The sequence below is a fragment of the Streptomyces sp. NPDC001070 genome (genome assembly GCF_053598835.1).
Genome location: NZ_JBSFLB010000003.1, coordinates 353,539 through 366,431, shown reverse-complemented (window position 1 = coordinate 366,431; position 12,893 = coordinate 353,539). Strand labels below are relative to the sequence as shown.

The following is a 12,893-nucleotide window of genomic DNA, read 5'->3' as shown; positions in this document are numbered from 1 at the left end:
GCCCCGCCGGCCCGGCCGACCACGGCCCGGGCGGCGGGGCGCCGCCACACCCACACCCGAGAGGGAGCAACAGATGGACCAGCTCGACCTGTTCACCGCCGGCGCCCGCACCTGGGCCCTTCGCACCCGGACCCTCGCCAATCGCTCCCCGTGCGACGACCAGGAAGCCGCCCTCAGGGTCGCCGCCGTGCAGTTCGACTCCGCCGCCGAATACCTCGTCCACGGCGACACCGAGAACGCGCGCACCGCCCTCCGCGCCGCCCACAACTACGCGGCCAGCGAGGAGGGATGCGCCCCGAGGGTCGCTGCGGCCGCCAGCTCCCTCCTGGCCGGCCTCACGGCCTGACCCCACCAGCCCCCGCCCGCCGCCGGCGGGCGGGTCCACCCGCACCACCCGACCTCTTGGAGAACCCCGTGCAGCTCGCACCCTCAGCCCTCCACGCCACCGCCGAAACCCTCGGCAGCCAGCTCGGCTGGACACCCAACGAACTGATCATCGACGACGTCATCAGCCTCGACGGCCCCCTCGACCGCCAGATCGCCATGCGCCTCCTCGACAACGGCGGCACCGTCCAGATGTGGGCCACCGGCGGCACCCAGCCCGCCGACCACCAGCCCACCGAAGGACTCGCCCCCCTGCCGCAGGGCCACCGCTGGCACACCTGGGTCCACATCGGCGGCCTCGAAGCCGACGCGGACCCCGCGGCCGTGCTCCACGACGCCATCACCGACCGCCTGCTGCCCGTCTTCGACACCAAGCCCCTGTACGTCGGCCACCGGCCCTGGGACCCCGCGCCCGAGCTGGAGGTCCCGGTCCCCGCCGAGGACGAGACGACCGCCCCCGTCGACGACGACCAGCCCGCCGTGGAGCCCACGCCCCACCTGGAGGTTCCGGTCCCCGCCGAGGACGAGACGACCGCCCCCGTCGACGGCGACCAGCCGGCCGTGGAGCCCGAGCCCGCCCCCGAGCCCGCCCCCGCGCCCGAGCCCAAGCCGGAGCCCGCCGCCAAGGTCGTCCCGATCCGCGGCCGCCGCACCAAGCCGGCCGCCGAGCCGGCCGACACCCCGGCCGCCGACGCCGAGCCCAAGCCCCGTACCGCCCGCAAGCGCACCACCGCCAAGCCGGCCGCCGCCAAGACCGCCGCCGAGGCCAAGCCCCGCCCCGCCCGCAAGCGCACCACCGCGGCCGCGAAGCCCGCCACCTCCTGACCCCACACCCACGCCAGGCCGCCCACCCCACCAGGTGGGCGGCCCGACCCACACCCCGAGGAGAACACGATGCCCAGACTGGGCGACCTGAACGTCGAGCAGCTGCTCGACGGCGCCGACCGCGACATGTCCTACCTCGTCGAGCGCCTGGACCAGCAGGCGCGCGAGCGCGGCGCCGACCCCGACGACATCGAGGAGGTCATCACCCGCGCCACCACCACGCAGATCCGCAGCCAGCTCATCGTGGCGCAGGGCAGGTGGCGCGAAGAGCGCGCGGCCATGGGGGCACCCGTGGCCATCCCCGCCGGCACCACCAGCCCCGACCCCGATCGCAGCGAGCGCCAGGCGGCCGAAACGATGACCGCCCTCCTCGTCGCCCTCGGCGTCGACGCCCAGACCATCAACACCGGCGGCAACTGCTGGGCCACCTCCATCACCCTCACCCCCACCACCCGCCTGGAATTCGCCGACCCCCCCCCGGCGAGGTGTGGTCCTGGTGCCTCTACCAGCACGGCGGCGGCCAGGTCCTGTGCGGCCACTGGGACAGCGCCGACGACCACACCGTGGCGGGCAAGGCCCACGCCCTCATCCACGCCATGGGCTCCATCGCCGCCTGACCAGTACAACCCACCAGGCGGCCCGGCCAACCGGCCGGGCCGCCCCGTCCAAGTTCACCTTGAACCAGACCTGGTGCACCCTGCTCGCCCTTGCCATGGACCTGCTCTCCTGGCTGCAGCTGATCGCCCTAAAGGGCAAGCTCACCCGGGCCGAACCTGCCACCGTCCGCACCGAACTCCTCGACGTCCCGGCCCATTGACCGAGCACGCCCGCCGCCGGGAGCTCAAGTTCGCCCCCCCCTGGCCCGCCTTACACGCGGCAGTGAGCGCATGGGACCGCGTCCAGGCCCTACCCGACCCCGGCTGAGCACCAGCCCGCCGCCCCAACTCATCGGAAGGACAAGACCCGCAGCACCTTCGGCCAGTAGAAACTGACGCCGCCCGCGACGACACGCGGCGCACCGGCCTGGCCAACAGCAATCACACCACAGAATAAACCATCAGGAACGGGACGTCCCGACCGAACCCCTTACGCTCACGCACGCACGTGCATGATCCAGGCTGGGACGTTTATCCCGAAAATCCCGCGATTGCGAATCCTCAAATGTGCGTAAGGTTTGTTGCCTCTGCACCCTGCCAACACCTAGCTTCTAACTCGGCGGTGAGGCCAACTCGCGCCGGCACGGCACTCCCAGATCTATGCGCCACGTATCAAGCGGCCCCAAAATCAAGCGGGGCTGGTTATTGCGAGCCGATGTGCACCGACAGATGTGCGTCGTGCACCGACAAGGAAGACATAGGTTCTAAGTGCAAGACGAGAGGTCCTTTTTCGCGAGATTTACCCGAATCGCTGCGGTGGTGGCTCTGGCCACTGGAGCGACATTCGGGGGTGTGGCCTCCGCGGTGGCGGACACGTCACCGTCACCCACTATCAGTCCCACCGACGGCAACGACGATAGCCTCGTCATGCAGACCGCGCCGCCCGTGGAACCGAGCGAGAGCACCCTTACCGATGGGCCGACCGCCTCGGAGACGGCAGATCCGGACGTCCCGGGTGCAGGCTGCACCCCCAAGCCTGGCTTCAACTGTCCAAACAACGGATGTGACCCAGGATCCTGGTTCAAACCGAAGACGCTCTACGGCCGATACTTCAAGGGTGTCGGCTACACACAGACCGATTACAACGGCACTCACTACCTCGAGGACATGCAGTTCACCTCGCAGACGGCTGGGACGGTCGGCGTCAGTTATACCGGTTCGTTGACGACCAAGGTCAGCGCCGTAGTCGCCGACGCCAGCACAACGTGGGGCGTCAGCCTGTCTGCATCCCTGACGGTCACGGTTGGTAACTCCGTGACGGTGAAGAACGTCGCACCCGGTACGGAGATCCACGCCACTTACGGCGTCTGGCGTCGCAAGTTCACCGGCACGTCGTACCGGCAGAACTACGGCTGCAACCTGTACACCAGCAACAACACTGTGTACGGTCCGTATCACGTCGGCTGGTACACGTGGGACAGCTGAGAATAGGAGACGGAGTGCATCATCGACGGCGCCTGACAATGTCAGTCTTTGTGCTCGCCTTCGGAGTCTCTGCCTGCTCAACGGCACACGTGGCACCCGCAACGAAGACGGCCTCCGTCAGAGCTAAAGGTGGAGCGCCTGCCAGCCCTGTGAACGAGGACGCGAAGCTCCCCCTAATCAATCCGGAGAGGGTGTTCTTCCAGAAGTCGGAACAGTCTGGCTCTGCAACGCTTGCCAAGATCGCCAAATTGGATCCCGGGGCGCTTCAGATGGGCATATCCTGTTCCGGTAAAGGCTCAATCGAAGTCAAAGTAGAGCCGGTAATCGAGTACAGGGTTGTGTGCGGAAGCAACTCGCCTCAGTACAACGAATACGGCATGAAGCATCCGCGGAAGAACGTCAGCGTGTCGGTCGTGTCACACACGCCGGGAATATGGTCCTTCTCGCTTGGCTGGACCAGCAAGCTGCCGGATTCTCCCGGTTGATGCCAGACTCCACCTAGCCTCGATCGTGAGTGACGGCCCGTCGGCTCATCCGGCGGGCCGTTTCGCCATGGACCTCGCACCGGCAGGAATCGACTACGGAGCGAATCACGCAGATTGATCGCAGCGTCGGGTCACAACCGGCCTTGTGCGCGCTGGGCCTGGGCCAGCGCGGCCCTGTACGTCTCGGGGGTGACGGACTCGCCGTCGAGGTAGTACGCGGTGGGCCCGGGGACGGTCATCAGGCTGTAGTCGGCGACCGGCAGCAGGTGCGCGATGTGCGGGTGGCCGATGAGGGTCCGCCGGCTGCTGAGCACGCCGTCCCAGCCGTGGGCGGGCTCAGGCACGGGGCGTCTCCTCGGCGGGCTGTTCGGCGATGTCGGGGAGTTGGCACAGGATCGCAGCGGCGACTTGGCCGATCAGGGGCCCGCCGGTGCCGCCACGGCACTGGTACTCCGAGTTGGCGAAGTTCCGTCCATAGTTAAGGAACGGAGAGTTGGCCGTGCGGATCATCGTGGAGGACCCGAGCCCGGAGTTCGAGCGCGCGCTCCTGGACCTGTTCGAGAAGTACCGCGAGGAGGTCGAGTACGTCACCGCCTCCGACGCCCGCCCCTGGACCGTCGAGAAGGCGAGGCGCTATCTCCGCACCCTTACCCCTGACGCCTTTACCATCGCCCGGCGTGTCATCGACGCCGACGGCCGCGTCGATGCGGAGCACCTGCGGGACGTCCTGCCGGGCCAGCGGCTGCGCGGCGGCAGTTTCTCCCTCTCCCGTGCCATCAATCGCGGCATCCGCCACGGATGGTGGCCCAAGGACATCGCGGAGGCTGTTGTGCCCGAGTACGGCCCCGGCTCCGGCCGGCGCCGGGCGGAGGCGTACGTTCTGGCCCCCGCCCACTTGCCTGCCTTCCGCGAGGCCCTGCGCGAGGCCGACTACACCGACGGCGAGCCTGACCCGGACCGCCCCGCGAATGGGCGATGACACGCACCAAACCTGCGTTTTTCAAGATTACTTGATACTACGTCAGCAAACTTTGGACCGTCTGTGTCGAGCCTGTTAGGCCAGGCTTTTGCCCGCGGCTCCTCAGTCGTCGTCGCCGTGTTTCCCGGCGAGCCGTACGTCCGGCCGGAGCGATCGAAGAAGTAGCCGATCCGCTCGGCCGGCTCTGCGCGCCTGATCTCGCGTTTCGTCGGCTCGGACGACCTGCGTCGCCACTTGTAGAACCACGCCTCCGGCACCCCCAGGCCCCGACAGGAGGTGCGGTACGGAATGCTGTGCACGGTCTTCTGGTCGCTGATCACCCCGACGAACAACGCCGGGTCCGCCACAGCTACTTCACCCACAAGACCATGCAGCGTTTGAGCACATCACGCTCCATGACCAGCTCCTTGTTGTCCTTCTTCAGCTGCGCGTTCTCCCGCCGCAGCCGCGCGAGCTCCTCGCTCTCACCCGCCGGCCCGGTCCCGCCGGCCCTGCGGGCCCGGGACACCCAGCTGGCCAGCTTGGTCTCGTTGATCCCGAGATCCTGCGCGAACTGCGCGATCGGCTTGCCGGTCTCGGCCACGTTCCGCACAGCCCCCTCACGGAACTCCGCTTCGAACTTCCGCCTCTTACCTACCGTGACCCTCAACTTCCCCTGCAGTCAGGGTCTCTACGCTACGAGGAGAAGGTCACCCGGCTCGAGTTCGCCGCCATCGAGGCCGAACGCTGCGGTCGCTACCGTCACGCCTTCGATCTGTGTACCGGCTGCGCACTACGCGGCCGCGTCCAGCGCCGCTGCACCGCCGAGCGCCCCGACCGCCCGCGAGTCCCTGCGCGGCCCGCGCGCCCACCCTAAGCGTGGGTCGCCAGCAAGCCTGGAAGACCGCATCTGGTGCACGCGGAACCAGGAACTTGTACGTCCCAACTTGCCCGTCGGCGCATAGTCCCCCAGGACCACACAGACGAATGTGCGACTGCATCCTTCGGGCTTGCAATTCCTGTATAGCTAGGGGCAGTTGAAGCCCTAAGGTGGGTGCCCACGCATCTGACACCTCGGGGGCTTCTGTGGCGACCTTCCATATCAACCACCAGAGCGGCACCATTCAGCAGGCCGACGTGATCCACAACCACGGGGGTACGCCAGGCGAGTCGATGCAAATGCTGCCACGGCTCATCGAGGAGCTCAGGGGACAGTCCACTTATGACGACGACCGTGCGGCAAGGGCCGCAACGGAGCTGGTTGGAGCCCTCGAGGAGGCTTCCTCGCCCACCGCGCGCCCAGGACGCATCCATGCCTCGCTGACCAGGGCCGCCGAGCTGCTCGCCGGGGTCGCGGCGGCCGCCGGGGTCGTCAGCTCGCTCGAAGCGATCGCCGCCGCGTTGCCGCTTAGCTGACATGGCGGACTTCCACATCGGCCACCAGCAGGCGGGGCTGATCCAGAACGCAGACACGGTCATCAATGTCGGCGGTGCGCCGGTGGACCATCGGACCGCCGCCACGGCGGCGCTCGAAGCCCGGGAGTACGACCGCGCGCTCGGGCATCTCAAGCAGGTCCTCGAGACTAGTCCCGGCGACAGCCTGGCTCGCTTCCAGCTGGTCCTCGCCGCGCTCAGAGGCCGCCATCCCGACCGCTACGGTGCGCGGCAGATCCAAAGCCTGACGGAGCGCCTTGTCCGGCTGGCCGCCGACGATGCCGACTGCCACCATGCCAAGCTCCTCGCGCTCGTCATCAACGACAGCCTGCTCACACGAGGCAGCGGCCGGGCGGGCCGGCCGACAGCCGACACCCGCCGTCTTGTCTCACTCGTCAACCCGGCGAGAGCAAGCGAAATCCTCGTGCACGTGCCCGTTCTGGAAAGCCCGACATGGGACCTTCTCAACCGCCGGCTGCGCCACTCGACACCCCGCAAGACATCCAAGGAGAACTGACGTGATCTCGCCGCCCACGCGCCCGCCTGCTCAATGGATCGCCCGCTACTTCGTCGACCCGCCTAATCCTGCCGACCTGCAGGCCGCGCAGGTGAAGGCGGCCTTGGGCGGCGGTGCCGCCGCCCTCGGGCTGCTGCTGCTCATCACAGCGGACGGGGGCGGCGCGTTCTTCGGCTTTGTCCTGCTGGTGGTCGGTGTGATCGTCGGAGTCAAGGGTTTGAATGCCAAGCGCGCCTACAAAGCCGCTTACGCCCTGGCTGTGCCGCGTCCCACAGACGCGGACATAGACCAGCTCATTGCAATGGACGCCTTCTCGATCGTGAACCGGTCGCTGCCCCAGCTCGGACTCACCCCGGACGACCTGGTGGCGTCCCGTGCTGTCACTGGCCCCGGAGGGGCAAGCTTCGAGGACATCGCCGCCCAAGTCGCTTCGCAGGGCAACCCCGGCCGACAGGGAGACAACCAGCTGGTCGTCTGGGGCCCCGCGTTCCCCTGCCGCAGTGCCATCGGCGACGACGGCCGGATGCGCTATTCACGCTACGAGTTCATGGTGATTTGCCCGACCCACTACGTGTTGGCCATCTATCGTTGCGAGCTGGATCTGTTCTCCGGACAGCTGCAGTCCGAGCAGACGCACGAGTACCACTACCAGGACGTGGTGGCTGTGCGCACCGCGTCGGTGCCGCTGCACCGGGGCGGCATCTCGCTCACGCCCCGGCCATCGCAATTGGCGGCCTTCGCCCGGTATGACACCGTACGGCAGATGCAGATCATCGTATCCAGCGGTGACCGCTCCTCGATCACGCTCAGGGTGTCGAGTGCTGCCGACGTCACCGTCGACTCCAACGACGCACTGGACTTCCCGCAGGTACTCGAGCGCGTGCGCGCGACGCTGCGGGAGAAGAAGGGCGGTACCCACGAATCAGAAAAGGACCTGATCTAGCCGCGATGGCGGCGACCACCCGTTCCCTGCGTAGGAAGTCGGGTGGGCGCCGCCCCGGGGCCCCCACCGGCTGCCAGGCACATCGTCACCTGGGGAGCGCGGGATCCAGGTCGGCACGATGAACAGCGGATGACCGGGAGGCGGGGCCGCTGGTCGGCAGCGCAGGCCGTCGACCTGCCCGAGCACCTCGATGCTGCTACTGGCGCGGGGCGTTGCTGTACATCGCTGGTGTATGCAACCAGTTGCGGAGCGTCGTGTCTTGCGCTGCCGGGTCGCCGTCCACCGCACCCCGGGGCGGCGGACGGCCGCCGGGGACCGTAGCCCTTCGACGGGGTCGCTGCGTGATTCGAATATCCCGACGTCGCCGGGGTGCGGCCGCCGCAACACATCACCGTGCCGAGGATGTCCAGAGTCCCCGCGATCCCCCGTACGCCCAGCCAATGGGTGCCCCGCCCCACGGCTGCGGCTACGTCGGCCAGTCGGAGATCCGCGCCAGCTCCCGTACGGACTCGTCCCGCAACACAGCCCGAGCCGCTAGCCTGTGCACAGCGGTCGACGCCGACCGCGCAGACGGCCGAAGGCCCCGACCCCCGGATGAGGGCGGGGCCTTCGTCGCCCCCAAGAGGTCTGCGGTGCTCACCACTTCGGCCACCTCAGCCGACCTGGAACGACTCCCCCGGCCCCGTTCACAGCAATTCCAGAGCCCCCAGATGGGAACGTGACGGGAACGGAAGGCTAGGGAAAGCCGGGGAACGGCCCGCCGGAGACGGAAGGCCCAATCGCGCTGACCAGCAGGAACGGTCAAGTCGGGGGAAGATCACGACAGACGGGGGAGGTGATAGGGCCTCTCCTAAAGCGGGTGTCGCAGGTTCGAATCCTGCCTGGGGCACAAGGGAAAAGGCCCCGGACCGATCAGGGTCCGGGGCCTTTGACATCCACTTTTGACATCAACGGCGGCAGTCAGCCGCGGTCGACACGCCTCCTCAACAGCCGGTCCATGTGGCTGATGGCTTCGCGCTGAGTGTCCTGCACGACGTGTGTGTAGACGTCCATGGTGATGCTGATCTGACTGTGGCCGAGGATCTCCATCACCACGCGCGGAGCCACGCCGGCCGCGGTCAGCAGCGTGGCGGAGCCGTGCCGAGCGTCGTGCAGCCGGATGACGCGGAGCTCGGCGCTGTCTGCGACCCGGGTGAACGAGCGGTAGAGGTTGCGGGGCTCGATCGGTCGACCGGTCCGGGTGGTGAAGACGTAGCCGCCGTTGTCCTGCCACGTCTCCCCCGCACGCTGACGGGCGGCAGCCTGCCGCATCCCATGCCAGCGCAGGGGCGCGATGCACAGCGCAGGCATCGGCACGGCCCGGCGACGGCGGCCCTTGGGGTCGTCGTCATAGAGCACTCCGCGCCGGCGCTGCGTCTGCTGCCGGACGTAGATGACGCGTTTGTCCAGGTCGACGTCCGCCCAACGGAGCCCGACGATTTCACCCCGGCGCAGACCCATGGCGATGGCGAGCACGAAGGCCGCGTAGAGCGGGTCCTTGCGCGCAACGGCGAGGAAGGTCAGCGTCTCGTCGAGTGTCCACGGGCTCAGCTCACGGGCCCGAGGCCGAGGCGGCTCGACCAACGCCGCCACGTTGCGGGCCACCAGTTCCTCACGGCAGGCCGCCGAGAGCGCCGTACGCAGAACACGGTGGGACTCCTTGGCGGTTGGGCCGGTGGTGTCGCGCTCCAAGCTGTTAAGGAAGCGGCGGATGTCAGCGGCGCTCAGGGACTCCAGGCGCTTCGACCCGAGCCGGGGGACGAGATAGAGACGCACGTGCGCTTCGTACTTGTCATACGTGCTGAGCTTGCGACGCGGCTTGACGATGTTCTCCAGCCAGTACGGCAGCCACTCCTCGAGCCGGGCCGACCGGGTCGGCACCGGGATGCCGGACTCCACCTTGGCCAGCAGTTCGCGGCGCTTGGCGTCGCACTCCACCCAGGTCTTGCCATAGGCGAACTTGCGGGCCCGGGTGCCGTCCGGCTGGAGGACGTAGACGGCTGCTTGATAGCGGCCGTCCTTGCGCTTGGTGATGGTGCCGGCGCCGTTGGGGTTGCGCTTGCGCTGTCCGGGCATCAGGTAGTCGCCTCCTCGGTCTCGCGGGCGATGAAGTCCCGTACGGCATCGGCGGGGATCCGGCGAGCGCGGCCGATGGTGATGGAGACCAGGCGGCGCGAGCGGATCAGGTCGTAGACGGTGGAGCGTCCGAGCTTGAGCCGCGTCATGACCTCCGGCACGGTCAGCAGCTCTGCGGTGGCGGTCGTCATACTGCGGCTCCTTCCAGGGCCAGTTGGTCTCGCAGGGCTTCGCGGGCGGTTTCGCGGTTGAGCTGGAGGTCCCGCGCGATCGACGCGGCGAGGAGGGATTCGCCGGGGGTATGGCCGTGGCCGGCGTACTGCCAGTCGGCCAGGACCAGGACGGTGTCCGGCTCGACGGGCTCCAGGTCGAGGACGTCGCGCTCCTGGGCGGCGCGGTAGTCGGCGCGTTCCTGGCGCAGCGCGCCGAGGGTGGTGGAGTAGCGGCGGGATTTGGTGGAGAAATGCCCGCGGAAGCCGAGCATGTGCGCCCAAGCCCACAGCCGCCGGTCCGGGTAGAGGTCGTCCAGGTCGCGGCAGGCCTGGATGAGGCGGCGGGCGTGGTCGGGCACCTTATGGCGGTCGAGTTCGGAGAGTTCCCCGATGCGGCGGTCGAGCGTGCCGGTGGTATCGGCTGCTTTGGTGGCGTACTTGGCGACGTAAGAGGCGACGGCCTGCTCGGTGATGTCCGAGCCGTCTCCGAACGCCTTGACCGGGCGGACGTCGAGCTGGGTCCCCCAGCGGAACGTCCGGGAGTGCTGATCGCCTGCGGAGGGGACCGTGATCAAGCACCCGTCGTCGCTTCGCTCCTCCGGGCGGGCGCGAAGTGCATGAGGTCAGAACACGTCGTGGCTGGGGCGGTCGGCTCCGCGACTTTAGCCAGCCACTTTGGCGCGAGCCTCGAAGATCATGGCCCCAACGTCGTGCTTTACCGGGCAGGTCCACAGACTGCCCGACGCGCCGGAAGCTTACGGGGCCATGATCACTCGCGCCAAAGCAGCTCCCGGCCAAAGTCGCTACGTCGACCGCTCGATACCGTGCACCGCGAGGGCCGGCGGGTCAGTCGTCACCCCAGCGGCGGAGACTCGCCCCGATCAAGCCCGGCCGGCACCTGCAACGCTTGTGACCTGCCACACATGAGCCCGCATGCCCATATATGTCCGTTTTATTGATAGAATCATCAAAACAGATGGTATGATCACTTAAGGACGGAGCGGCACATGGCGTTCACGTTCCGCGACCCTGCGTTTACGGCTCCGGGTGGCATGCAGGAGCCCCACCTGATGCATCACCGAGCGAGGCCGTCACTCGTTCACTCGCGCACCTTGCCGCAACCACGATCCATGCTGACAATCGCCTTGCTGCTCATTCTGGCGATCACACTCATCGATCTTCAGGTGCCTGGCTCAGCTCATCTCGGCGACTTGCTGATCATGGTGCCTGTACTCACTTCCTGGCACGCGAGCTCCCGGGTGACCTCACTTGTCGCCATCATGACCGTGTCGGCCTTGATGGCCATCTTCCTGGTCCGCCAATCGGTGAACCCGCCACAGGCGACTGCCCTCATTGCGACCTCGGTGGCCGTTGCGATCGCCCGGTACCTGACGGAACACGGACAGCGAAAGCTGGTCCAGCTGCGCGCAGTCGCCGAGGCCGCGCAACGCGCCATACTGCCTCCCCTCCCCCACCGACTCGGCCCCCTTCGCCTGGCCTCGACGTACCTGGCGGCAGAGGACGAAGCACGCATCGGCGGAGATCTCTACGCCGCCGTGCGCACGCCCACGGGGACACGGTTGATCATCGGCGATGTTCGAGGCAAGGGCCTGCCGGCGGTCGGCACCGCTGCCCACACCATCAGCACGTTCCGCGACGCCGCCCGCCGGCTGACCACGCTGCCGGAACTCGCCGCCTACCTGGATTCAAGTGTCCGCAGCAACGCATCCGAAGCGGTGTGCCCCGAGCAGACCGAAGAGGCGTTCGTCACCGCCACCCTCCTCGATATCCCCGACGCCGAGCCCCTCGTGCGGAGCGTCACCTGCGGACACCCCCCACCGCTACTGCTACGAGCGAACGACGTGGTGACCCTGGAAGCCGGCCAACCCGCGCCTCCGCTGGGCCTGGGCGCATTGACGCAAACCACCTACCACCTCGACACCTTCGCCCTAGGGGCCAGAGACACCCTCCTCCTCTACACCGACGGTGCCATCGAAGCCCGCAATACCGACGGCGCGTTCTACCCGCTCGCCAAACGACTCACCCCCCAGAACCACCGCCATCCCACGGCACTCCTCAACCACCTCCGCAGCGACCTTCTCAACCACGTCGGCGGCCGACTCGACGACGACGCCGCCTTGATCGCAATCAAACGTCAACCCGCTGACGGCATAGCGCCATCGGCTGACCAATCGACCTGTGATGAGTGCGGCGTCTCGATGTCCTTCGATTGCGGTCACGCAGCACTTCTGACCTAGGAGAACGACCCAGTGCAGTACAGCAGTGAAGTACAGCAACCACCACGACCGCCACCGACCGCCACCGGTCCTTGACGACCAGTTGACCAGCCCACCTGACCTCAATGACCATCCTGCCCATAGTTCGCATCGAGGGGCGCGTGCCACCCGCGTGCCACGTCAGGCGGCCGTGATCGCTCGCGCCAAGGCAGCTCCAGCCCAAAAGCCGCTCCGCCGACCGCGTGAGCGAGTACTGGCGTCGTCCCATGGTCACGACAGCTTTAGGGATATAGCCATACGGCCTGATCGCACTCATCATGAGCGGCATGCAGAGTGTTCAGGTGGGAGCAAAAACCGGCAAGACACGGGGATCGCTTGGTAGCGCCTCGGTCTGTCTCTTCGTGCTGGGGAGCTTTATCGCGGGGATTTACCTCGCTGAGTTGATCACGGATGGGGACCGCTACGTCGCCATGCTTGAGTCCGCCTCTGGGCTGCTGTTCACAAGCTGGATTGCCGGAGCCGTGCACCTTCTCCGGATCAGGAAGGTAGAGAGGCAGAACTCGTAGGGGCCGGGGCCACAGGGCCTCCGGCGCCTGAGCGGTACAGCAGCGAAGTACAGCAACCCTGCCGACCGCGGCCAACCGCACATGCCCCAACAGCCAGTCTGACCCGCCCACCAGACGTCAGCGACCGCCGTGCCCG

16 protein-coding genes and 1 pseudogene are annotated in these 12,893 nt (G+C 67.7%); 12 read left to right on the top strand and 5 right to left on the bottom strand.

Features of this window, described 5'->3' with window-relative positions:
• Positions 1-73 precede the first annotated feature (73 nt).
• From ACWDAS_RS06070 to ACWDAS_RS06045, 6 genes are all read left to right on the top strand, one after another.
• Positions 74-346, top strand: coding sequence for a hypothetical protein (locus ACWDAS_RS06070; RefSeq protein WP_450387613.1), 273 nt, complete (start codon positions 74-76; stop codon positions 344-346).
• A 68-nt stretch (positions 347-414) separates the two neighbouring features.
• Positions 415-1,209: a hypothetical protein gene (locus ACWDAS_RS06065; protein ID WP_450387612.1), complete on the top strand. Its 795-nt coding sequence runs from the start codon at positions 415-417 to the stop codon at positions 1,207-1,209.
• 485 nt (positions 1,210-1,694) lie between these two features.
• Entirely contained in the window at positions 1,695-1,826 is a 132-nt protein-coding gene (locus ACWDAS_RS06060) for a hypothetical protein (RefSeq protein WP_450387611.1), read from the top strand.
• A gap of 59 nt (positions 1,827-1,885) precedes the next feature.
• A complete protein-coding gene (locus ACWDAS_RS06055; protein WP_450387610.1) occupies positions 1,886-2,026 on the top strand; it encodes a hypothetical protein in 141 nt (46 codons plus the stop codon).
• Between the two features lie 631 nt (positions 2,027-2,657).
• Positions 2,658-3,290 carry a hypothetical protein gene (locus ACWDAS_RS06050; RefSeq protein ID WP_450387609.1) on the top strand — a complete coding sequence of 211 codons (633 nt, stop codon included), beginning with the start codon at positions 2,658-2,660 and terminating at the stop codon, positions 3,288-3,290.
• A 149-nt stretch (positions 3,291-3,439) separates the two neighbouring features.
• Positions 3,440-3,775, top strand: a complete 336-nt coding sequence (locus tag ACWDAS_RS06045) for a hypothetical protein (RefSeq protein ID WP_450387608.1) — start codon at positions 3,440-3,442, stop codon at positions 3,773-3,775.
• 131 nt (positions 3,776-3,906) lie between these two features.
• Here the strand turns inward: ACWDAS_RS06045 and ACWDAS_RS06040 are convergent, their stop codons facing one another.
• Complete coding sequence (locus ACWDAS_RS06040; RefSeq protein WP_450387607.1) at positions 3,907-4,119, bottom strand: hypothetical protein; 213 nt, start codon at positions 4,117-4,119, stop codon at positions 3,907-3,909.
• Positions 4,120-4,268: 149 nt separating this feature from the next.
• On the opposite strand from ACWDAS_RS06040, the gene ACWDAS_RS06035 reads away from it, so the two are divergent.
• Positions 4,269-4,754: a hypothetical protein gene (locus tag ACWDAS_RS06035; protein WP_450387606.1), complete on the top strand. Its 486-nt coding sequence runs from the start codon at positions 4,269-4,271 to the stop codon at positions 4,752-4,754.
• Between the two features lie 349 nt (positions 4,755-5,103).
• On the opposite strand, the gene ACWDAS_RS06030 is transcribed toward ACWDAS_RS06035, so the two are convergent.
• Positions 5,104-5,403, bottom strand: coding sequence for a transposase (locus ACWDAS_RS06030; RefSeq protein WP_450387605.1), 300 nt, complete (start codon positions 5,401-5,403; stop codon positions 5,104-5,106).
• A gap of 416 nt (positions 5,404-5,819) precedes the next feature.
• On the opposite strand from ACWDAS_RS06030, the gene ACWDAS_RS06025 reads away from it, so the two are divergent.
• Genes ACWDAS_RS06025 through ACWDAS_RS06015 form a run of 3 tightly spaced genes read left to right on the top strand, consistent with a single transcriptional unit; the run spans position 5,820 to position 7,627 of the window.
• The gene (locus ACWDAS_RS06025) at positions 5,820-6,149 is read left to right on the top strand and encodes a hypothetical protein (protein WP_450387604.1); all 330 of its coding nucleotides are present in this window, start codon (positions 5,820-5,822) and stop codon (positions 6,147-6,149) included.
• 1 nt (position 6,150) lies between these two features.
• Positions 6,151-6,684, top strand: coding sequence for a hypothetical protein (locus ACWDAS_RS06020; RefSeq protein WP_450387603.1), 534 nt, complete (start codon positions 6,151-6,153; stop codon positions 6,682-6,684).
• Position 6,685: 1 nt separating this feature from the next.
• Positions 6,686-7,627, top strand: a complete 942-nt coding sequence (locus tag ACWDAS_RS06015; RefSeq protein ID WP_450387602.1) for a hypothetical protein — start codon at positions 6,686-6,688, stop codon at positions 7,625-7,627.
• Positions 7,628-8,587: 960 nt separating this feature from the next.
• Here the strand turns inward: ACWDAS_RS06015 and ACWDAS_RS06010 are convergent.
• From ACWDAS_RS06010 to ACWDAS_RS06000, 3 genes and pseudogenes are all read right to left on the bottom strand, one after another.
• Positions 8,588-9,742: a tyrosine-type recombinase/integrase gene (locus ACWDAS_RS06010; RefSeq protein WP_450387601.1), complete on the bottom strand. Its 1,155-nt coding sequence runs from the start codon at positions 9,740-9,742 to the stop codon at positions 8,588-8,590.
• Positions 9,742-9,933 carry a helix-turn-helix domain-containing protein gene (locus ACWDAS_RS06005; RefSeq protein ID WP_450387600.1) on the bottom strand — a complete coding sequence of 64 codons (192 nt, stop codon included), beginning with the start codon at positions 9,931-9,933 and terminating at the stop codon, positions 9,742-9,744. Before ACWDAS_RS06005 ends, ACWDAS_RS06010 begins: the two co-directional genes overlap by 1 nt.
• Positions 9,930-10,526 (bottom strand): annotated as a pseudogene (locus ACWDAS_RS06000) (replication initiator); the annotation flags it as partial. The gene ACWDAS_RS06005 and the pseudogene ACWDAS_RS06000, both read right to left, overlap by 4 nt.
• A 558-nt stretch (positions 10,527-11,084) precedes the next feature.
• Between ACWDAS_RS06000 and ACWDAS_RS05995 the strand changes: the two are divergent.
• Positions 11,085-12,212, top strand: coding sequence for a PP2C family protein-serine/threonine phosphatase (locus ACWDAS_RS05995; RefSeq protein ID WP_450387599.1), 1,128 nt, complete (start codon positions 11,085-11,087; stop codon positions 12,210-12,212).
• 305 nt (positions 12,213-12,517) lie between these two features.
• Entirely contained in the window at positions 12,518-12,757 is a 240-nt protein-coding gene (locus ACWDAS_RS05990) for a hypothetical protein (RefSeq protein WP_450387598.1), read from the top strand.
• Positions 12,758-12,893 lie beyond the last annotated feature (136 nt).

What these genes read in the sequence shown, in the direction of transcription:
- ACWDAS_RS06005 (WP_450387600.1), bottom strand. Translation starts at nt 9,933, where the DNA reads ATGACGACCGCCACCGCAGAGCTGCTGACCGTGCCGGAGGTCATGACG.
- ACWDAS_RS06020 (WP_450387603.1), top strand. Translation starts at nt 6,151, where the DNA reads ATGGCGGACTTCCACATCGGCCACCAGCAGGCGGGGCTGATCCAGAAC.
- ACWDAS_RS05990 (WP_450387598.1), top strand. Translation starts at nt 12,518, where the DNA reads ATGCAGAGTGTTCAGGTGGGAGCAAAAACCGGCAAGACACGGGGATCG.
- ACWDAS_RS06070 (WP_450387613.1), top strand. Translation starts at nt 74, where the DNA reads ATGGACCAGCTCGACCTGTTCACCGCCGGCGCCCGCACCTGGGCCCTT.
- ACWDAS_RS06010 (WP_450387601.1), bottom strand. Translation starts at nt 9,742, where the DNA reads ATGCCCGGACAGCGCAAGCGCAACCCCAACGGCGCCGGCACCATCACC.
- ACWDAS_RS05995 (WP_450387599.1), top strand. Translation starts at nt 11,085, where the DNA reads ATGCTGACAATCGCCTTGCTGCTCATTCTGGCGATCACACTCATCGAT.